Genomic DNA, 19,861 nt, shown 5'->3' with positions numbered 1-19,861 from the left:
GGGACGGGCCGATGCGCGCCCGAGCATAGTCGGAGGGGCTGACGGGCATTTTTCCCGCTGTCGTCAAGCTCACGTCTCACTCGTGTGAGCCGGGCCCTAAAATTTGAGTTACTTAACGGTAATTAGCACAGGCACCGCAGCGTCTTTGGAGCGTGAGAGACCTTGGCCGGATCGGCTGACTTCGACCTGTACCGCCCGTCCGAGGAGCACGACATGCTCCGGGACGCCATCCGTTCGCTGGCGGAGGCGAAGATCGCGCCCTACGCCGCCGCGGTCGACGAGGAGGCCCGCTTCCCGCGCGAGGCGCTGGAGGCGCTGGTCGCCAACGACCTGCACGCCGTGCACGTCCCCGAGGAGTACGGCGGCGCGGGCGCCGACGCGCTGGCCACGGTGATCGTCATCGAGGAGGTCGCGCGCGCCTGCGTGTCCTCGTCCCTGATCCCCGCGGTGAACAAGCTGGGCTCGCTCCCGGTGATCCTCTCGGGCTCCGAGGACCTGAAGAAGAAGTACCTGTCGCCGCTCGCCAAGGGCGACGCGATGTTCTCCTACGCCCTCTCCGAGCCGGACGCCGGTTCCGACGCGGCCGGCATGAAGACCAAGGCGGTCCGCGACGGCGACCACTGGATCCTCAACGGCGTGAAGCGCTGGATCACCAACGCCGGCGAGTCCGAGTACTACACGGTGATGGCCGTCACCGACCCGTCGAAGCGCTCCAAGGGCATCTCGGCGTTCGTCGTCGAGAAGTCCGACGAGGGCGTCTCCTTCGGCGCCCCGGAGAAGAAGCTCGGCATCAAGGGCTCCCCGACCCGCGAGGTCTACTTCGACAACGTCCGCATCCCCGCCGACCGCATGATCGGCGAGGAGGGCACCGGCTTCGCGACCGCGATGAAGACCCTGGACCACACCCGCATCACCATCGCCGCCCAGGCGCTCGGTGTCGCCCAGGGCGCCTTCGACTACGCCAAGGGCTACGTCCAGGAGCGCAAGCAGTTCGGCAAGGCCATCGCCGACTTCCAGGGCATCCAGTTCATGCTCGCCGACATGGCCATGAAGATCACCGCCGCCCGCGCCCTGACCTACCAGGCCGCGGCCGCCTCGGAACGCCTGGACAAGGACCTCACCTTCCAGGGCGCCGCCGCCAAGTGCTTCGCCTCGGACGTGGCGATGGAGGTCACCACGGACGCGGTCCAGCTGCTGGGCGGGTACGGGTACACCCGGGACTACCCGGTGGAGCGGATGATGCGCGACGCGAAGATCACGCAGATCTATGAGGGCACGAACCAGGTCCAGCGGATCGTGATGGCGAGGAACCTGCCTTAGCGGACCCGGCCCGCGACGACTGAGGGCGCCCCGGCCGGCGGATCGGATCGGCCGGGGCCCTGCGCTCGTCGGCCGGGCCGCGCGGGGCCGGTTGCGTGCGGCGGCCCCGGCGACACCGGCGGATCCGTCGGAGGGCCCGAGCCCCCGGAGATGCTCCGGGGGCTTTCGTCGCGCTGCGGGTGGGGTGTTTCGGGGCGGATTGTTCGCGTCCGCCCGATGGCGCTCGGCGGGGGAGGGGCGTAGGACGGAAGGGCACGGGGCCCGCCCCGGGCTCCCGCGTCCCCCAGGAGGAGCCATGACTCAGGCCGAGAGCATGTCCACGATGAGCAAGGAGATGCAGGACTGCGTGGCGGCGTGCATGGAGTGCCACAGCGTCTGCGAGGAGACCATGAGCTCCTGCATGCAGATGGGCGGCGAGGGGCAGATGCCGATCATGCGCGCGCTGATCGACTGCGCCGACATGACCCGCATGTGCGCGGACATGATGATGCGCCGCTCACCCATGTCGGCGGAGATGTGCGCGATGTGCGCCAAGGCGTGCGAGATGTGCGCCGAGGCGTGTATGTCCATGCCGGACGATCCCCAGCTGATGCGCTGCGCGCAGGCGTGTCGCCGCTGCGTGGAGACCTGTCGGGCGATGGCGGGCATGGCCATGTGAGGCACCTCGCCCGAGCGCGGCCGGGGACACCCGCCGAGGTGCCCCCGGCCATGGGAGGGGCAGGCTGCGGGGCATGACCACACCAGAACCCGTACTCGAATCCGCACCCGAGTCCGAACCCGCCCCCGCACCCGAACACACCGCGCCTGCGTACACGGAGGCGGACGCCACCGAGGCCTTCGAGGCCGCCGAGCGCGAGATGTGGAGGGGCCGCACCGAGGCCTACGCGGGCAGTTTCGCGCGCCTGTGCGCCCACCCCGTGGAGGCCCTGCTGGACGCCGCCGGGGTCGGGGCGGGGACGCGTGTCCTCGACGTCGGCACCGGTACCGGCACGGCGGCCGTGGCGGCGCTGGCGCGCGGTGCGCGGGTGAGTGCGGTGGACGCCGATGCCGGGATGGTGGCGGCGGCGCGGGCCCGCGGGGTCGACGCGCGCACCGGCGGGCTACCCGAACTCCCTTACCGGGACGGCGAGTTCGATGCCGTAGTCGGCAACTTCGTCCTCAACCACGTCGGCCGCCCCCGCGCCGCCCTCGTCGAACTCCACCGCCTGCTGCGCCCCGGCGGCCGGATCGCCCTCACCACCTGGAGCGCGAACCGCGGCGCCGGGCAGGACCTGCTCGGCCGGGCCTGCGCGGCGGGCGGGGCCGTACCGCCGCCGTATCTGCCGCGGTTGGATCCCGCGGAGGACTGGCCCCGTACGGCGGACGGTCTGGCCCAACTCCTCGGCGGGGCGGGCTTCCTGGCCTCCGAGGCGGCCGAACTCACCTGGGACCACCGGGCCGGCGTCGAGGAGTGGTGGAGCGGGGCCGCGGGCGGGGTGGCGACCATCGGGCTGGTCGTCACCTCGCAGGACCCGGAGACCGTCGTACGGATCCGGCGGGAGTACGACCGGCTGAGCGCCGAACACACGGTGGCGGAAGGGCGGTTGGCCCTTCCGCACATCGCGCTGCTCGGCTCGGGACGGCGGGCGTAGGGCTCAGTTGCCGGAGACGGTGACCTTCTCGTCGTTCTTCAGCTCGTCCACCAGGGTCTTCACCTTGGCCTTGTCCCAGACGAGGTTGCCTCCGGTGGACCCGGAGATCGGCATGTTCAGCGAGGTGCCGTCACCGCCGTTGACGCTCTTCATCGCGAAGAACATGGACCCCAGGTCGTACAGGCCCATGTCCTTGTCGACGATGAGCGAGTCCAGGCCCGAGCCGAGCGTCGGGTAGAGCTTGAAGGGGTTCAGGACCGTGCTGGGGGTGGCCACCTCGTGGGCGAGTGCCGAGAGGAACTTCTGCTGGTTCTTGGTGCGCTGCAGGTCGGACGCGGCGAACGCGTGCCGGGTGCGGACGAAGGCGAGCGCCTGCTCACCGTTCAGCTTCTGCTTGCCCGCCTGGAAGTCGGCGCCGGAGTACTTGTCCTTGAAGCCCTTGTCGATGTCGATCTCGACCCCGCCGACCGAGTCCACGATGTTGGCGAAGCCCGCGAAGCCGATCTCGACATAGTGGTCGATCTTCAGGCCGGTGTTGAACTCGACCGTACGCACCAGCAGTTCGGGGCCGTCCTCGGCGTAGGCGGCGTTCAGCTTCACGTGCCGGCCCGTGCCCTTGTAGGTCTTGCCGGACTCGGAGCCCACGAAGGTCGGGATCTCCACGTCCGAGTCACGCGGCAGCGAGACCAGCGTGTCGCCGTTGCTGCCGGTGTGCAGGATCATCATCGAGTCGGTGCGCTTGCCCTCGGCGGAGCCGGTGTGCAGCTGCTTCTTCTGCTCGGAGGAGAGCCCGGCGCGGCTGTCGGAGCCGACGATCAGGTAGTTGGTGCCGTCGCCCTGCTCGGGCCGGTCGATGACCTTGGACAGGTCGACCTCGCGGTTGAGCTTGGAGTCGGCCCAGAAGTAGGTGCCGACGGTCGTCACCACCAGCCCGGTGATCACGACGATCGCGGTCCACTTGATCCGCTTGCGCCAGTTCGGCGCGGGCCGCGGACCGCGGCCGCCGCCCGGGTCGGCGGGCCCGCCGTGGCCACCGCCGCCGTAGACCTGGCCGGTGTTGTAACCGCTGTCGTACTCGTCGTAGTCACCGCCGTGACCCCGGCCGTCGATGTAGGACGGCTGCTGGGGCACGCCGTTGCCGTACGGCGGCGCGGACGGGCCCTGGCGGCCGTACGCGCCCTGCCCGGGCGCCCCCTGTCCGCGGCGCACCTGCCGCATGACACGGGCGCTCTCGGGCTGTGCGCTCGCGCTGCCGCGTCCGTACCGGTCGGCGCGGTTGTCGCCGGACCATCCCTCGGGCCAATCGTTCATGGGGCCCAGTGTGCCGGTACCCGCTGTGCCCTTTACAAGGGTCGTCGGAAAATCAGGGCAGCGCTGTTGCCAAGCTGACACAAATTCCCGAATTGTCATCAGGCATAGGGTGGGGGCCATGACAGACCAGGCCACCGCCGCACACCAGGGCACCCCCGAGATCCCGGAGATCCCGGGCAAGCCCACCTCGGCGTCCCGCACCACGCTGAGCCACATCATGACCCAGGCCGACACCAACCTCCTCGGTACCGTGCACGGTGGCGTGATCATGAAGTTGGTGGACGACGCCGCGGGCGCGGTGGCCGGACGGCACAGCGGCGGGCCCGCGGTCACCGCCTCCATGGACGAGATGGCGTTCCTGGAGCCGGTCCGGGTCGGTGACCTCGTCCATGTGAAGGCCCAGGTCAACTGGACCGGCCGGACCTCGATGGAGGTCGGCGTACGGGTGCTCGCCGAGCGCTGGAACGAGTCCACGCCCGCCACCCAGGTCGGCTCCGCCTACCTCGTCTTCGCGGCCGTCGACGCCGACGGCAAGCCGCGAAGGGTCCCGCCGGTGCTTCCGGAGACGGAGAAGGACAGGCGCCGGTACCAGGAGGCCCAGATCCGCCGGACCCATCGGCTGGCCAGGCGCCGGGCGATCATGGAGCTGCGGGAGAAGCGGGCGGCGGAGGGGCTCGACGACTGAGCCGGCCACCGCCCCTCCCTCGCGGCTTCTCCCCCTCCACCTACACGCACCCCACCTCGTCCCCCGTGACCACCCCGAACTCCCCCTGCAGCTCGTCCTCGGCCCTTACCTTCCGCACCCGCTCGAAGTCCGCGCCCGCGAGGACCTTCAGTACCGCCCCCTGGCCCTTCACCACGCGCAGCTCGCTCCCGGGCAGGGCCGCCGCCAGGGAGCGGGCCGAGCGGTCCCAGCGGGGGTCGTAGGCGACGACCGTCCGCTTCAGGGTGCGGTCGGCCGAGGGCACGGGGTTCCCCGTGGTGCGGAATCCCGTCGACGCCAGGGCCGCGTCCACCCGCTTGCCGAGTCCGCCCGTCGCCGTGGCGTTCTCGACCTGGACGCGGATCTGCTGCGGGGAGACCGGGACCAGCAGCGCCTTGGTCCTCGGCCTGTGCGCGGCCAGCGGCTGGTCCTCGCGCAGGGCCTTGAAGAGCCGCGCCGACTTCACGGAGTCCCACTTCAGGGTCGAGCCCACACCCTTGACGGCGTAACCCATCTCCTCGATCGGTACGGTCGTGAACTCCGACGAGGAGGGGGAGAAGTTCCGCATCGCACGGCCCAGGTCGAGCAGTTCGTCCGTGCCGAAGCCCTTGTCGGCCCGTACGGAGCCGAGGACGGCCCGGGCGACGTCGCGGAACTTCATCGGGTTCAGCAGGACGCCGGACGAGGTCGCCCGCTCGATCAGCGCGGCGAGGAAGCGCTGCTGCCGCTTCATCCGGCCGAGATCGGAGGAGACGTCGGCGTGCCGGGAGCGGACGTACTGGAGTGCCTGCCCGCCCATCAGCAGGTGCCGGCCCGCCGCCAGGTCGAGCCCGGTGTACGCGTCCTTCAGCGGGTCTGCGTTGCAGATCTCGACCCCGCCGAGCACGTCCACCGTCTTCATGAAGCTGGTGAAGTCGACCTCCAGATAGTGGTCGATCTTGACGTGGGTCATGTTCTCGACGGTCCGGACCGTCAGCTGGGGCCCGCCCTCCGCGTACGCCGCGTTGATCTTGATGGGGTGCCCGCGGTGTTCCTCGCCCGTGGTCTGGTCGGCATGCGGGGGCGTCATCGCGTACGAGTCGCGCGGCAGGCTCACCACGCTCGCCCGTTCCCGGTCCTCCGAGATGTGGATGATCATGATCGTGTCGGTGCAGTGGCAGGGCGCCCCGCCCAGCCGGTACTTCCGCCGCTCCGCCTCGGTGATCTTGTCGCGGCCGTCGGTGCCGACCAACATCACGTTCATGCCGTGTCCGGCGCGCGGCCGGTTCTTCATGTCCTTGAAGGGATCCACGCGTGTGATGTCCGCGTCGAGGCTGGTCATCACCGCGTGCCCGATCCCGGCGGAGGCCAGCACGACGACGGACAACGTGGTCGCCGCCCGCATGGCCCAGCGAGGGCGCCGCCGTCGTACGGGGGGCGGCGCGGGCCGGCGCCGTGGGGGGCGGGGGCGGGCCGCGGAGGGCCGGGGCGGCGTGACGGGCATGGAGGGACACCTCCGCGAGAAACAGCCGAACGAGGGATCTTGAGCACCGTAGGCCCATACGATCTGCGACGACCGGCACCGCCCCGGGCGGGGCGCGATGGTGTCCCCCGTTCGCGGTAACGTGAGCGTCCTATGAACGCCAAGCCCGACGTGCAGCTCCCCGCCGTTTCTGTGATCATGCCCGTCCTCGACGAGGAGCGGCATCTGCGCGGAGCCGTCCAAGCGATCCTCGCGCAGGAGTACGCCGGCGAGATGGAGGTCGTGATCGCCCTCGGTCCGTCCAAGGACCGCACGGACGAGATCGCCGCCGAGCTCGTCGCGGAAGACGCGCGCGTGCACACCGTCCCGAACCCCACCGGCCGCACCCCCGCCGCCCTCAACGCCGCGATCAAGGCCTCCCGCCACCCGATCGTCGTCCGCGTCGACGGGCACGGCATGCTCTCGCCGAACTACATCGCGACCGCCGTACGGCTCCTGGAGGAGACCGGCGCGCAGAACGTCGGCGGGATCATGCACGCCGAGGGCGAGAACGACTGGGAGCACGCGGTCGCCGCCGCCATGACTTCGAAGATCGGTGTCGGCAACGCGGCCTTCCACACGGGCGGCGAGGCGCAGGCCGCCGAGACCGTGTACCTCGGGGTGTTCCGGCGCGAGGCCCTGGAGCAACAGGGCGGCTACAACGAGGAGTTCATCCGCGCCCAGGACTGGGAGCTCAACTTCCGGATCCGGGAGGCCGGCGGGCTCATCTGGTTCTCGCCCGAGCTCAGGGTGTCGTACCGCCCGAGGCCGAGCGTGAAGGCCCTCGCCAAGCAGTACAAGGACTACGGCCGCTGGCGGCACGTCGTCGCCCGCTACCACGAGGGCTCCATCAACCTGCGCTACCTCGCCCCGCCGACCGCGCTGTGCGCGATCGCGGCGGGGATCGTGGTCGGCGCCGCGCTGACCCCGCTCGGCTTCGTGATCCCCGGCGGCTACCTCGCGGCGATTGCCCTCGGCTCGCTGCCCGCGGGCAAGGGGCTGCCGTTGAAGGCGCGGCTCCAGATCCCCGTCGCCCTCGCCACCATGCACATGTCGTGGGGCTACGGCTTCCTGACCAGCCCGCGCTCGCTGGCCAGGCGCGTCATCGCCTCGCGGCGGCCCGCGGTGCTGAACACGGTGTGAGCCGCGTCACCACGTGAACCCCGGGTTCACGTGCATGCAGGCCGACTCGTCCGCCCCGTTGAGGGCCTCAGCCGTCTTCGGGGTGGTGTTGTCCTCCTTGGCCGCCTTGTACGCCGTACCCTCGCGCCAGTCCGCGCCCACGACGAGCGTGACCCCGGAGACCTCGGTGGACTTCTTCACCGAACTCATGGGAATGCTCAGGGACTTGGCGACCGCCTGGGCGTCACCCTCCAGTTCGGCGCTCGGATAGCGGACGAGGGTCTTCGCCTCGCTCAGGGACCCCGACCGGTCCGAGACCGCCTTGGTGTAGCCCTTCTCCACCAGTAGTCCGGCCACCGTGCTCGCGCGGCCGCCCGCCGCCGCCAAGGTGTCGGTGCGGGTGCCGTTCTGGACCAGCACCCCGATCTCGTCCTTCGCGGCCGCCCGGTCGGCGGAGGAGTCCTCGGACTTCTCGGCGGTGGCGTTCTTCGCGTCCTTGCCGTCCAGCGCGATGTCCTCGCGTACCAGCCGGAAGAGCTGCTCGGCGTCCTCGGTGGGCTCCACGCGCGCACCGACGTAACGATTCGGCATGGTCGTCATGGTGATGCGCTCCGGCTCGACCCCGCGCAGTTCGTCGCTGAGGTCGTAGAGCTTCTTCACGGTGCCGAGCCCCGAGTCGACGGTGATGGCACTCGTGGCCTGCTCGGCGAGCTTGCGCAGCTTGTTGGGGCTGCTGAGGGTGGCGTTGGCGCGCAACTCGCGGACCATCGAGTTCATGTACATGTGCTGGGCCTTGGCGCGGGCCAGGTCGCTGCCGTCCTCGAAGCCGTAGCGGGTGCGCAGCCACTGCAGGGCCTGCTCGCCCTTGACGGAGGTGGTGCCCTTCTCCAGCTTCAGACCGGAGCCGTGGCCCTGGCCGTCCCGGGAGTGGATGTTGGCGTCCACGCAGACCGGGACCCCGCCGATGGCATCCGCCATGGACACCAGGCCGGAGAAGTCGACCATCATGAAGTGGTCGATGTGAATGCCGGTGAGCTCCTGCCAGGTGGCCACCGTGCAGCCCGGACCGCCGTGGCCGAGGCTCTGGTTGGCCATCACCCGGCCCTCGCTCGCCGCGTACACCTTGCCGTCGTCCGGGTCGGTGCACTTGGGGATCTTCACGAGGGTGTCGCGCGGCATGCTGACGACCGAGAGGTTGCTGCGGTCGGCGGACAGGTGCAGCAGCATCTGCACGTCGGCGAGCGGAGTGGCCCCGAAGGTCTCCTTGGCACCGCCGAGTTCCTGGTTCTCCTTGCTGTCCCGGGCGTCGGAGCCGATCAGCAGGATGTTCAGCGGGGTCTGCCCCGCGGCGTTCGGCGTCGGCCCGGCGACCTTGTTGTCGCCCAGGTTCAGGTCGTCCTGCTCGATGTTGGAGTTCAGGTGGCGGTAGTAGAGGTAGCCGGTCCCGGCCACCCCGAGTATCAGCACCGCGAGCGTCGCCGCCGACCATCTGAGCACCCGGTGCTTGCGCGGGGCCCTGCGACTGCCGTGCCCGCTCTCCCCCTCGGTCGCCGGCGCGGCTTCCTGCACGCTGTATTGCGTTGTCAACGTTTTCCCGTCCTCCCACCCACCCCACCGGACCCACGGTCATGCCACGGGCCCGCCGCACGTCTTAGACATACGACGGGCCCGTGAGGTTGCCCTACGAACCTGTGGGAGACCTGGGGGCCGGCTCGCGGTCCCCGGTGGACCTCAGCTCGCGCACTGCGCCTTGTCCGCGGTGGACGCGTTCTGCGGGGCCGCCGCCGTCGCGGAGTTGAGCTTGACGCCCGCGCCCTTGAAGTCCTTGCCCAGGGTGAGGGTCATGGCCGGCAGCCCCTGGGAGTTGGTGACGCTCTTGCCCGGCTTCAGCGCCGAGCCCGACAGACCCATGATGTCCGCGAGGCGGCGGGCCTGGTCGGCCTGGTCGGGGGCGTACTCCAGGGTCGTCTTCGCGAGCGCCGCGTCGGCGTTGCCCGCGTTCTCGGACTTGGTCACGTCCGCCTCGGTCTGGAGGTAGGACAGCTGCTGCTGCGCGCTGCCCGCGACCGCACCGCCGTTGAGGATGCGCACCCGGACGTCGGAGGCGGCGGACTTGGTGCCCTTGAGCCGGGCCGCGACCTCCGCCTTCTCCTTCTTCTGCTGTGCCTTGACCTCGGTGAACGAGACGTCGCTGTTGATCGCGTCGATGACCTGGGGAGCCTTCAACTCGTTGATGACCACCGTCACCGGCTTCGGCTCGGCGGGATTGTCCTTGACCGGGATCGTCATGAAGGTGATGTTCTTCGTCGGCACCTTCTTCAGCTCCAGGGCGATGTCCTTGAGCGTGCCGACCTTGCCGATCGCCTTGTCCACGGTCAGCGCGCTGGTCGCGGCGTCCGCCAGCTTCAGCAGCTTGGCGGGGCTGGTGAGGGTGTCACCGGAGGTCATCTTGCGCATCAGCGAGCCCAGGAACTGCTGCTGCACCTTGATCCGGTCCAGGTCGCCCCTGTTGCCGAAGGCGTGCCGGGTGCGCACGAAGGCGAGGGCCTGTTCGCCCTCCACAGTCGACTTTCCCGCGGGCAGGTCGAGCTTGGACTGCTTGTCCTTGACGGCCTTCTCCACACAGACCTCGACCCCGCCCACCGCGGAGGTCAGGGTCTTCACCGCGTTGAAGTCGGCCATCACGAAGTGGTCCGGTTTGATCCCGATGGCCGCGTCGACCGTGCGCATCGTGCAGCCCGCGTCCCGGCCGCCCTGGCCGAGGCTCGTGTTGAACCGCTGGTCCTCCTCGCCCGCGACGACCGTCTCCGAGCCGTCCTCCTGTTTGGTCTCGCAGTCCGGTATGTCGACGATCAGGTCGCGCGGGATGCTCAGCGCGGTCGCGTTCGTCCGGTCCTTGGAGACGTGCAGCAGGATGTTGGTGTCGGCGTGGCCCACGCTGCCCACGTCGCCGTAGCCGTCATTGCCCTCACCGGTGCGCTTGTCGGTGCCGATGATGAGGATGTCGAAGGCCTCGTCCTTGCTGAAGTTGCTCGCGGCCGCGTCGCCGACGTCGGTCGTGCCGACGTTGCCCTCCAGGTGCTTGAGATAGAAGTAGCCCGTGGTGGCTCCGGCGACCAGGACGAACGCCATCGTGCCACCGGTCCACAGCAGCGCCTTCTTCGCCTTCGCCTTCGGCTTGACCGGCCGGCGTCCGCGCCGCCCCGGCAGCGGCTCCTCGGACGGTGCGCCCCGGCGCCTGCGCGGCGGCGGGATGTCCCGGCCGGGGGCCACGGGGGTGGTCGTACGACCACGCGGTGCTCCCGGCCCGTCCGGTGCGGGTGCGGGGCGGCGCTGACCGGGAACGGCCGACTGCGGTGCGGAAGGGGCCAGTCGCAGTTCGTATTCACCGGTGTTCGGATTGAGCACCCACTGGTCTGCGGGGTCGACGTCGCCCGCCCGCCCACGGCCTTGTGCGTCCACGGTTGTCCGAATCCTCCGTCAGGGCCACGCGGCGATCGCTGGATCACTCACACTATCCGCCCGGTCGGGCTTTGAGCGACGTGAGTTGTTCCCGTGCCGATTCTGTAAGCATGTACGTACGCCCGGACCGCTCCGTTCGACTACCAGTGGTAGACCGGGTACACGTCCATGCACTGCCCGGTGTCCGAGCCGTTGATGGCGTCCGCGTTGCCCGGCAGATCACCGGCCCTGGCCTCGGACTGCTTCGGATATGCCGTCCCGGTACGCCAGTCGGCACCCACGACCAGGGTGACCCCGGAGACGTCGGTCGACTTCTTCACCGAACTCAGGGGAATGCCCAGGGACTTGGCGACGCGCTGGGCGTCACCCTGTAGGTCGGCGCTCGGGTAGCGCACGACGGTCCGGTCCTCGGAGAGCCCCGCCGACGCGTCCTTGGACGCCCGCGAGAAACCTTTCCGCACGAGCTCCTCGGTGATCGCGCCGGCGCGTCCGCTCACCGGGCCGCGCGTGGAGGTCGCCGTCGCGTTCTGCACGAGGACCCCGATCTCGCCGTCCGGTGCCGACGGGGCCTTGGTGGCCTCGGTGGTCTTCTTCCCGCCCGCGGACGCCTTGCCGTTCTTGTCGAGGGCCACGTCGTCCCGGAGCATCTCCCAGAGCTTGTCCGCGTTCGCGCCGTCGGGTATCACGTGGTCCCTGTTCCCCGGGTCCTCCACGTTCGGCATCGTCACCGACGTGATGCGGTCCGTCGGCACCGACTTGAGCTGCATGCCCAGGTCGTAGAGGTCCTTGACCGAGCCGATCTCCTCGGACACCTGGAGGGACTTCGTGGCCGCCTCGGCGAGGCCCATCAGCCGTGGGGTGTCGGTGAAGACGTTCTGCCCCTTGAGCGTGCGCATCATCGAGTTCAGGTACATGTGCTGGGCCCGGGCCCGCATCAGGTCGCTGCCCCAGGCGTGCCGGGTGCGCAGCCACTGCAGGGCCTGCTTGCCCTTGACCTTGTGCGTGCCCGCCGTCAGCTTCAGCCCGGAGCCGCCGGGCACCGCGGCCGTCGGACGGTCCCACACGTTCTGCTTCACACAGACGGAGACACCCCCGATGGCGTCCGCCATCCGCACCACGCCCGAGAAGTCGATCGTCATCCAGTGGTCGATGTAGACACCGGTGAGGTTCTGCCAGGTGGCGAGCGTGCAGCCGGCGCCGCCGCGCGCCAGGGAGAGGTTGATGATGTCGGTGGTCGCCGGGTACGTCTTCCCGGTGTCCGGGTCCGTGCACTTGGGGATGTCGACCCGGGTGTCGCGCGGGATGCTCACCATCGCGGCGCTCTTGCGGTCCGCGGAGAGGTGGATGAGCATCTGCACGTCGCCCAGCGGCGGGTTGCCGCGGTTGTCCCGGCTGCCGCCGAGCTTCACGTTCTCGTCGGAGTTACGGCTGTCCGAGCCGATCAGCAGGATGTTCAAGGGCGTCTGCCCGGCCGCGTTGGCCTCGGCCTTGTGCGCCTTGGAGTCACCGCTGCTGCGCTCGCCCTTGCGGATGTTGCCGTTGAGATGCTGGTAGTAGAGGTATCCGGCGCCGGCCGTCCCGAGTATCAGCACGGCGAGCGTGGTCGCCCCCCATCTCAGCGCCCGGTGCTTGCGCCTGCCGCGCTGCCGCCCGTGCCGCCCGCCACCGTCTGTGCCGCCCCCGCCCCCGAGACCGCCGCCCCCCAGCCCGTCGCCCCCGTCGGCCTTCCGCGGCCCTGGAGCGGGCCGGGAAACCGGCCGCGCCCCCTCCTCGTGCACACCGCTGTGCGCCATCCCCTGTCTCCCCACCCTCACGCCGAACGAACCGAAAGACCTGCCGTACGACTGGTTAGACGCACGACAGGCCCTTCAGGTCACCTCACTTGGCGCACTCGACCTTGTCGGCCGTGGACTGCTGCACTCCTTCGGGGGCCTTGGTCGCCGTGGTGAAGGAGACTCCGGCGCCCTTGAAGTCCTTGCCCAGGGTGAGCGTCATCGTGGGCAGGCCCTGGGAGTTGGTCACGCTCTTGCCGGGCTTCAGCGCGGAACCCGACAGGCCCATGACGGCCGCCAGCCGGCGCGCCTGGTCGGCCTGGTCGGGGGCGTACTCCAGGGTCGTCTTCGCCAGCGACGCGTCCGCGTTGCCCGCGTTCTCCGACTTCAGCACGCCCTCCTCGTTCTGGAGGTACTCCAGCTCGGCCTGCGCGCTGCCCGCCGCCGCACCGCCGTTGAGGATGCGCACGCGCACCTCGGAAGCGGCCGACTTGGTGCCCTTCAGACGGGCCGCCGCCTCCGCCGCCGAGGCGCTCTTGGCGGCGCTCGCCTTCTTCTTGACCTCGGTGAACGACACGTCGTTCTTGATCATGTCGAAGACCGTGGGAGCCGTCGCGTCGTTGAGGACGACCGTCGCCTTCACCTTCTCCGCCGGGTTGTCGACGACCGGCACGGTGGTGAACGTCAGGTTCTTCACATTGAGCTTGCCCAGCTCCAGGCCGAGGTCCTTCAGCTTGCCGATGCTGTCGAGCTGCGAGTCGACGGTCAACGCCTTGGTGCCCGCCTCGGCCAGCTTCAGCATCTTCGCCGGGTTGGTCAGCGTGTCGTTCGACTTCAGCTTGCGCATCAGCGCGCTCAGGAACTGCTGCTGGAGCCCGATCCGGCTCAGGTCACCGCCGAAGCCGACCGAGTGCCGGGTGCGCACGAACGCCAGGGCCTGCTCGCCCGAGATGGTGTGCGTGCCCTTGGACAGCTTGAGCTTGGAGTCCTTGTCGTCGATGTCCTTGCCCAGACAGATGTCGACGCCGCCGACCGCCGTGGTCAGCGTCTTGACCGCGTTGAAGTCGGCCACCATGAAGTTGTCGGCCTGGATGCCGGTGAGCTCGGTGACGGTCCGCACCGTGCAGCTGGGGGTGCGTTCGGACTGGCCGAGGCTGGTGTTGAAGCGGACGCCGTCCGTGCCCGGGATGATCTTGGTGGAGCCGTCCGCCTGTGTGGTCGGGCAGTCCGGGATGTCGACGATCAAATCGCGCGGGATGCTGAGCGCGGTCGCGTTCGTCCGGTCCTTGGAGACGTGCAGCAGGATCGTCGTGTCCGCGTGCCCGACGCTGTCCTTGTCGCCGTAGCTCTCGTTGCCCGCGCCGGTGCGCTTGTCGGTGCCGATCAGCAGGATGTTGATCGCCTTGTCCGTCTGGAAGCCACCGGTGCTCGCGCCGTCGTCGGAGACGGAGGTGATGTTCCCGTTCAGGTGCCGGATGTAGAGATAGCCGCCGCCCGCCGCCGCGACCAGCACGAACGCCATCGCGCCGCCGGTCCACAGCAGGGCCTTCTTCGCCGACGACTTCTTCTTGACCGGCCGGCGCCCACGGCGCCCCGGCAGCGGCTCCTCGGGCGGCGCGCCCCGCCGCCTGCGCGGCGGCGGCACCGTACGGCCCGGCGCCACGGGACTGGCCGTACGAGCGGCGGGTGCGCCCGCCCTGCTCGGAGAGGGCGCGGATCTACGGGGACCGGGAATACCCGACTGCGGTGCGGAAGGGGTCAGTCGCAGTTCGTATTCACCGGTGTGCGGGTTGAGTACCCACTGGTCTGCGGGGTCGATGTCGCCCGCCCGCCCACGGCCTTGTGCGTCCACGGTTGCTGAATCCTCCGTCGGCCGGATGCACCGGATCGCTCACACTAGCCGTCCGATTCGCCGACAGGTTACGGCGGTGACGAATTCCACGTGCCTACAACCGGGCAATCCGCCCATTTGCTCGGACACTGCTTCAGTGCCTTGGGTAATGCTTTACCCGCAGGTGTCCTGGGCGGCCGTGCGGCCGCGGAAGGTGGGGGCCCCGCCGCCGTTCTCGGATTCTCCACGAGGTTCCTCGTCATGAGAATGTTCTGAAACCTTCGTGGCTTTCTCCGTCACCTTCACCGGCGCATCCTTGCGCAACCGTTCGAAAAGCCGCCTGGCCTCGGGTTCGACGAGTTGATCACGATTGGCGTCGTAGACGTACGACTCCCGCGGCACGGTAAGGAATTGCACACGCTCCGTGGGGATGTTCCTGAGACCCCGCACGAGTTCGTACAATCCACGCAGACTTGCCAGCTCGGGATCGGTGGTGAGCGAGGAAGTCGCGGCGTCCAGCACCGGATAGAGCTTCACCGGATTCAGCAGTACGTCATTGCTCTGCACCTTCTTGACCAGCGCGCCGAGAAAGCGCTGCTGACGGTCCATCCGGTCGGTGTCGCTGCCGTTGCCGAGGGACTTGCGGGCACGCACATAGCCGAGCGCCTCCTCTCCGTTCAGCGTCACCCGCCCCGCCGGGAGCCGCAGCTCGGCCGCCTTGTCGTCGATCGGTTCCGCGAGGCAGACCGCCACCCCGTCGACGGCGTCCACCATGTCCTTGAACCCATGGAAGTCGACGACCATGTGATGGTCCACGCGAATGTCCGTGAGTTTCTCGACGGTCCGGATCGTGCAGGCCGAACCGCCCTTCTGGAAGGCGGAGTTGAACATCGTGAACACGGGCTCGCTGCGGATCCCGTCCCGCCCCAGACAGGCCGGCACGTCCACCATCAGGTCCCGCGGCAGCGACACGGCCGTCGCGGTGCGCCGCCCGGCGGACAGATGCAGCAGGATCGTGGTGTCCGACCGCTCGGTCCCCGAGTCCCGCCCGTACTGACCGTTGCCGTCGCCCGACCGTGAGTCGGACCCGATCAGCAGGATGTTCTGCGCGCCCTTGACCAGCGAGGTCGGCCGGTCCTTCGCGTACCGGGCGAGTTCCGCGGCGGCTGCGTCGTCCGCGGTGATGTTCCCGTCGAGCTTGGCGTAGACGGCCCATCCGGCACCGGCGGCGGCGAGGACGACCGCGCCGAGACCGAGTCCGGCGCCCGCCAGTCGGCGCCGCCGGCGCCGCCGTATGAGCCCTTTCCCACTCGCGGAGGACCCCGCGCCGGGCCCGAGGGTGCCTGCGCTGTCGGTCACGGCGGGTGCCCCCTCACGGCGTACGAGCACGGGTGCTGTCTGCTCCTACGACGATGGCGTGAAAGAGGCGCCGGGGCCGGCCTCTGCTGCTCCATCCAGGTGACGGGGCGACCCACACCCGGCATGGAACCGTCCGGTCATCGACGAGTGGCGGTCACCCGCTCACTCTCGATCCGCTGGGCGATGGCCTCCTCGCTCAGTCGCTCCAGATGCCGGCACAGCACCAGGGACCCCCCGTTGGCCAACGGCCCGTACAACCCGGCGTTCAATCCGTCCCACGTGTCGTACGGCAGCCCCGACAGCACGCGATCCCCGGTTCCCTCGGCTCGCGCCCTCTCCACGACCTCCGCTCCGCTGAACTCCCGCCCCGCCACGATCAACGCGGGCTCCTCAGGGTCCACCGGAGCGAACGGAACGAACCGGTCACCCTGGCTCGGTACTTCCACGGCGTAGTCCACGAACCCGTCCGGGGTCTGCGGGAACCGCCCGCCCAGCGGCCGCAGTGCGAGAGCGACCCGCTCCCCGGAGCAGGCCCTGGCCGCCTCCAGGGCATCCGGCCCACTCACCACGACATCCGCCGTCGAGGGATCCCCGCCGATGTCGGCGACGACTCCCACCGACGCGCACGCGAGCAACCACACCGCCGTCTGCCAGTGCGCGGGCAGCAGCAGCGCCACCCGGTCGCCGGGCGCCGCGGCGAGGTCGCCCTGGAGGAGGTTCGAGGTCTTGGCCACCCAATTGGCGAAGGTGGCCACGGACAGTTCGACACGTTCGCCCGTGGCGTCGTCGTAGAAGGTCACCAGGGGGCGGCCGGGGTCCGCGGCGAGCGCGGATCGCAGCAGGTCGGCAGGGGTGCGATCGGTGGCGTTCATCCGCGAAAGGGTACGCGGGCACACGGCCGGACACCCGCGCGCGGGGCCACCGGTTCGGCGCAACGGCACCCGACGGTCCGTCAGTTCCCCGATGGACAGATTTATATGACTATGTCCAGGATCGGGAGCATGCGTGGACTTCTTGCTTCCTCGGTCGGCGTCACCTGTGCGGCCGCCCTCGCCCTGCCCCTCACCTCGCCCGCCGTCGCGGCGAGACCGGTGTCCCCGGCGGCCGTGAGACCGGCCGCGGGCGCGGAAGCCCTCGGCGGCACCCAGTCGCTGCCCCTCGCGCCCCTCGCCTCCCGCGACCGCACCCTCGCCCCGGTCGCCGAACAGGGCCTGCCCCGCCGGGACGTACGGCGCTTCTCCCTGGTGGGCGTGATCTGGGACGATCCGGACACCATCCTGCACGGCCGCGTCCAGGTCCGCACCCGTGCGTCCGGCCGCGACACCTGGTCGGGCTGGCAGGACCTGGAGACCCACGACGACGACGCCGCCGACCCCGGCACGGCCGAGCGCACCTCCGGCCGCGTCCACGGCGGGACGGCACCGCTGTGGGTGGGCGACTCCGACGGAGTGGAGGTACGGGTGCGCGCCGAGGCCGACCGCAGGACCGACGACACGGCCCGCGGCTCCCGTACGGCGACGACGACCGCCCCGCTTCCGGCCGGCCTGCGTCTGGAACTGGTGGACCCGGGGGAGAGCGCGCCGGAGCTCGCCCGGCAGGACACCGCGGCCGCGGGCGCCGCCCACCGCGCCCTCGCACCCCGCCCCGCTCCCACCGACGAACCCCCCGAGGACCTCCCCGCGGTGGACGCGTCCGAGGCCAACGCCGGTCTCGCCGGACTCACCGACCTGGATGCCACCGAGATCCCGGCGCTGGACCGGCAGCAGACCGAAGAGGAGCTGTTCGCCCTGCGTGCGGGGGAGTTGACGGATCGGCAGCGGGCGAAGCCGTACATCGGGCCGCGCCCGAGCATCGTCACCCGGCGCGGCTGGGGCGCCGACGAGGGGCTGCGCGAGCGGGGCTTCGTCTACACGAAGAAGGTCAAGGCGGCCTTCGTGCACCACACGGCGTCCGGCAACGGATACCGCTGTACGCAGGCGCCCTCGCTCATCCGCGGTATCTACCGCTACCACGTCAAGAGCATGGGCTGGCGCGACATCGGCTACAACTTCCTCGTCGACAAGTGCGGAAACATCTACGAGGGCCGGGCGGGTGGGGTGGCGAAGCCGGTCCTCGGCGCCCACACCCGCGGGTTCAACAGCAACAGCATGGGGATCGCCGTCCTCGGCAGCTACGGCTCCAGGAAGCCGCCCGCCGCCGTGACGAAGGCCGTCGCCCGGCTCACCGCGTGGAAGCTCGGTCTCTACGGCGCCAACCCGAAGGGCAGGACGTATCTGAAGTCGGGCGGTGGCAACCTCTATCCGAAGGGTAGGAAGGTACGACTGAACGTGATCTCCGGCCACCGGGACGGCTTCGCCACGGAGTGCCCCGGATGGCAGCTCTACCGCAAACTCGGGTCCACCCGCACGACAGCCGCCCGTCTCCAAGGTCGTTGACGGTCGCCGAGGACCGCGGAGAGGACCGAGGAGAGTGGTACCGAGGGGAGTACCGAGGACAGTTCGTACCACCCGTTTCACCGCCGTCGGGGGGCAGGCGCGAATGCCGTACGGCCGCCGAAGGTGCCGCACAACGGTCTGCATACACTGGCCGGTCGAAAGACAGTTCGGGCCGGTCCCGGCAGGAAGCGGAGACGACAGGTGACAGAAGCGATCCTCCTGGTCGGCGGCAAGGGCACGAGGCTGCGACCCCTCACGGTCCACACCCCCAAGCCCATGGTCCGCGCGGCCGGCGTCCCCTTCCTCACCCATCAGCTGGCCAGAGCCAGAGCGGCGGGCGTCGACCACATCGTCCTCGCGACGAGCTACCTCGCGGAGGTCTTCGAACCGCACTTCGGCGACGGCTCGTCCCTGGGGCTCCACCTCGAGTACGTCACCGAGGAGGAGCCCCTCGGCACGGGCGGCGCGATCCGCAACGTGGCCGCCCGGCTGCACTCCGCCCCCGACGACCCGGTCCTGATCTTCAACGGCGACATCCTGACGGGCCTGGACATCAGGGCCCTGGTCCGCACCCACGAGACGACGGGCGCCGACGTCTCCCTCCACCTCACCAAGGTCACGGATCCCCGGGCCTACGGCCTGGTCCCCACCGACGAGACCGGCCGGGTCCTCGCCTTCCTGGAGAAACCCCAGACCCCCGAGGAGATCGTCACCGATCAGATCAACGCGGGGGCGTACGTCTTCCGCCGCTCGGTCATCGACACGATCCCGCAGGGCCGCCCGGTCTCGGTCGAACGCGAGACCTTCCCCGAACTCCTGTCGGCCGGAGCCCACCTCCAGGGCATGGTGGACTCGACGTACTGGCTGGACCTCGGCACCCCCGCCGCCTTCGTCCGCGGCTCGGCGGACCTGGTCCTCGGCCGCGCCCCCTCCCCGGCGGTCCCCGGCCGCTGCGGCGACCGCCTCATCCTCCCCACGGCACGGGTCGCCCCCGACGCCAAGCTGACGGACGGCACGGTGGTCGGCGAGGGCGCGTACGTCGCGGAGGGCGCGAGAGTCTCCGGTTCGACGATCCTCCCGGGAGCGGTGATCGAACCGGGCGTCGTCATCACCGACTCCTTGATCGGCACCCGGGCCCGGGTGGGCCGACGCTCGGTCCTCACGGGCACGGTCATCGGCGACGGCGCGGTCATCGGCGCCGACAACGAGCTCCTGGTCGGCACGAGAATCTGGTGCGACGCGAAGATCCCGGCGGGAGCGGTCCGCTTCTCGTCGGACCAGTGAAGTCAGCCCCTCCGGCGTTTGAGGAGCGCGGCTCCGCACCATCCAGCCCCTCCGGCGTTCCCGCAATGCCCACGACCCGACAGCCCTTGGCTTTCGCGATCTGACCCACGATGGTGCCGACCGCTCCGGC

15 protein-coding genes are annotated in these 19,861 nt (G+C 70.1%); 7 read left to right on the top strand and 8 right to left on the bottom strand.

What is annotated here, in order from left to right; translation table 11 throughout:
• Positions 1-162 precede the first annotated feature (162 nt).
• The 3 genes from ABZT93_RS38020 (at position 163) to ABZT93_RS38010 (ending at position 2,951) form a co-directional block, all read left to right on the top strand.
• Entirely contained in the window at positions 163-1,320 is a 1,158-nt protein-coding gene (locus ABZT93_RS38020; RefSeq protein ID WP_356113290.1) for an acyl-CoA dehydrogenase, read from the top strand.
• 295 nt (positions 1,321-1,615) lie between these two features.
• Positions 1,616-1,978: a four-helix bundle copper-binding protein gene (locus ABZT93_RS38015; protein WP_356113288.1), complete on the top strand. Its 363-nt coding sequence runs from the start codon at positions 1,616-1,618 to the stop codon at positions 1,976-1,978.
• Positions 1,979-2,177: 199 nt separating this feature from the next.
• The gene (locus ABZT93_RS38010) at positions 2,178-2,951 is read left to right on the top strand and encodes a class I SAM-dependent methyltransferase (protein ID WP_356113320.1); all 774 of its coding nucleotides are present in this window, start codon (positions 2,178-2,180) and stop codon (positions 2,949-2,951) included.
• Between the two features lie 3 nt (positions 2,952-2,954).
• On the opposite strand, the gene ABZT93_RS38005 is transcribed toward ABZT93_RS38010, so the two are convergent.
• Entirely contained in the window at positions 2,955-4,262 is a 1,308-nt protein-coding gene (locus ABZT93_RS38005; RefSeq protein WP_356113286.1) for an LCP family protein, read from the bottom strand.
• Between the two features lie 118 nt (positions 4,263-4,380).
• Between ABZT93_RS38005 and ABZT93_RS38000 the strand changes: the two genes are divergently transcribed.
• On the top strand, positions 4,381-4,947 hold the full coding sequence (locus ABZT93_RS38000; RefSeq protein ID WP_356113284.1) for an acyl-CoA thioesterase: 567 nt from the start codon (positions 4,381-4,383) through the stop codon (positions 4,945-4,947).
• Positions 4,948-4,987: 40 nt separating this feature from the next.
• On the opposite strand, the gene ABZT93_RS37995 is transcribed toward ABZT93_RS38000, so the two are convergent.
• A complete protein-coding gene (locus tag ABZT93_RS37995; protein WP_356113282.1) occupies positions 4,988-6,448 on the bottom strand; it encodes an LCP family protein in 1,461 nt (486 codons plus the stop codon).
• 132 nt (positions 6,449-6,580) lie between these two features.
• Here ABZT93_RS37995 and ABZT93_RS37990 point away from each other — a divergent pair, with 132 nt between their 5' ends.
• The gene (locus ABZT93_RS37990) at positions 6,581-7,609 is read left to right on the top strand and encodes a glycosyltransferase family 2 protein (protein WP_356113280.1); all 1,029 of its coding nucleotides are present in this window, start codon (positions 6,581-6,583) and stop codon (positions 7,607-7,609) included.
• A 6-nt stretch (positions 7,610-7,615) separates the two neighbouring features.
• Here the strand turns inward: ABZT93_RS37990 and ABZT93_RS37985 are convergent, their stop codons facing one another.
• From ABZT93_RS37985 to ABZT93_RS37960, 6 genes are all read right to left on the bottom strand, one after another.
• Positions 7,616-9,157 (bottom strand): LCP family protein, encoded by a 1,542-nt coding sequence (locus ABZT93_RS37985; protein ID WP_356113278.1) that lies wholly within the window; start codon positions 9,155-9,157, stop codon positions 7,616-7,618.
• Positions 9,158-9,319: 162 nt separating this feature from the next.
• Positions 9,320-11,050 (bottom strand): LCP family protein, encoded by a 1,731-nt coding sequence (locus ABZT93_RS37980; RefSeq protein WP_356113276.1) that lies wholly within the window; start codon positions 11,048-11,050, stop codon positions 9,320-9,322.
• Positions 11,051-11,190: 140 nt separating this feature from the next.
• The gene (locus ABZT93_RS37975; RefSeq protein ID WP_356113274.1) at positions 11,191-12,843 is read right to left on the bottom strand and encodes an LCP family protein; all 1,653 of its coding nucleotides are present in this window, start codon (positions 12,841-12,843) and stop codon (positions 11,191-11,193) included.
• 85 nt (positions 12,844-12,928) lie between these two features.
• On the bottom strand, positions 12,929-14,674 hold the full coding sequence (locus ABZT93_RS37970; RefSeq protein ID WP_356113273.1) for an LCP family protein: 1,746 nt from the start codon (positions 14,672-14,674) through the stop codon (positions 12,929-12,931).
• Between the two features lie 153 nt (positions 14,675-14,827).
• Positions 14,828-16,012 (bottom strand): LCP family protein, encoded by a 1,185-nt coding sequence (locus ABZT93_RS37965; RefSeq protein ID WP_356113271.1) that lies wholly within the window; start codon positions 16,010-16,012, stop codon positions 14,828-14,830.
• 137 nt (positions 16,013-16,149) lie between these two features.
• Positions 16,150-16,884: a TIGR03089 family protein gene (locus ABZT93_RS37960; RefSeq protein ID WP_356113269.1), complete on the bottom strand. Its 735-nt coding sequence runs from the start codon at positions 16,882-16,884 to the stop codon at positions 16,150-16,152.
• Between the two features lie 129 nt (positions 16,885-17,013).
• Between ABZT93_RS37960 and ABZT93_RS37955 the strand changes: the two genes are divergently transcribed.
• Together ABZT93_RS37955 and ABZT93_RS37950 are read left to right on the top strand one after the other, a co-directional pair.
• Positions 17,014-18,447, top strand: a complete 1,434-nt coding sequence (locus ABZT93_RS37955) for a peptidoglycan recognition protein (protein ID WP_356113267.1) — start codon at positions 17,014-17,016, stop codon at positions 18,445-18,447.
• A gap of 201 nt (positions 18,448-18,648) precedes the next feature.
• Positions 18,649-19,731 carry an NDP-sugar synthase gene (locus ABZT93_RS37950; protein ID WP_356113265.1) on the top strand — a complete coding sequence of 361 codons (1,083 nt, stop codon included), beginning with the start codon at positions 18,649-18,651 and terminating at the stop codon, positions 19,729-19,731.
• Positions 19,732-19,861: the final 130 nt, after the last annotated feature.

It is taken from the genome of Streptomyces sp. NPDC005303 (assembly GCF_040607335.1).
Taxonomy (GTDB): domain Bacteria; phylum Actinomycetota; class Actinomycetes; order Streptomycetales; family Streptomycetaceae; genus Streptomyces.
The sequence above is the reverse complement of the archived record's forward strand: the minus strand, read 5'-3'. Positions and strand labels throughout refer to the sequence as shown.

Coding starts and splice junctions, on each gene's coding strand:
- ABZT93_RS37955 (WP_356113267.1), top strand. CDS start 17,014: ATGCGTGGACTTCTTGCTTCCTCGGTCGGCGTCACCTGTGCGGCCGCC.
- ABZT93_RS38010 (WP_356113320.1), top strand. CDS start 2,178: ATGTGGAGGGGCCGCACCGAGGCCTACGCGGGCAGTTTCGCGCGCCTG.
- ABZT93_RS38000 (WP_356113284.1), top strand. CDS start 4,381: ATGACAGACCAGGCCACCGCCGCACACCAGGGCACCCCCGAGATCCCG.
- ABZT93_RS37995 (WP_356113282.1), bottom strand. CDS start 6,448: ATGCCCGTCACGCCGCCCCGGCCCTCCGCGGCCCGCCCCCGCCCCCCA.
- ABZT93_RS37975 (WP_356113274.1), bottom strand. CDS start 12,843: ATGGCGCACAGCGGTGTGCACGAGGAGGGGGCGCGGCCGGTTTCCCGG.
- ABZT93_RS37960 (WP_356113269.1), bottom strand. CDS start 16,884: ATGAACGCCACCGATCGCACCCCTGCCGACCTGCTGCGATCCGCGCTC.
- ABZT93_RS38005 (WP_356113286.1), bottom strand. CDS start 4,262: ATGAACGATTGGCCCGAGGGATGGTCCGGCGACAACCGCGCCGACCGG.
- ABZT93_RS37990 (WP_356113280.1), top strand. CDS start 6,581: ATGAACGCCAAGCCCGACGTGCAGCTCCCCGCCGTTTCTGTGATCATG.
- ABZT93_RS38015 (WP_356113288.1), top strand. CDS start 1,616: ATGACTCAGGCCGAGAGCATGTCCACGATGAGCAAGGAGATGCAGGAC.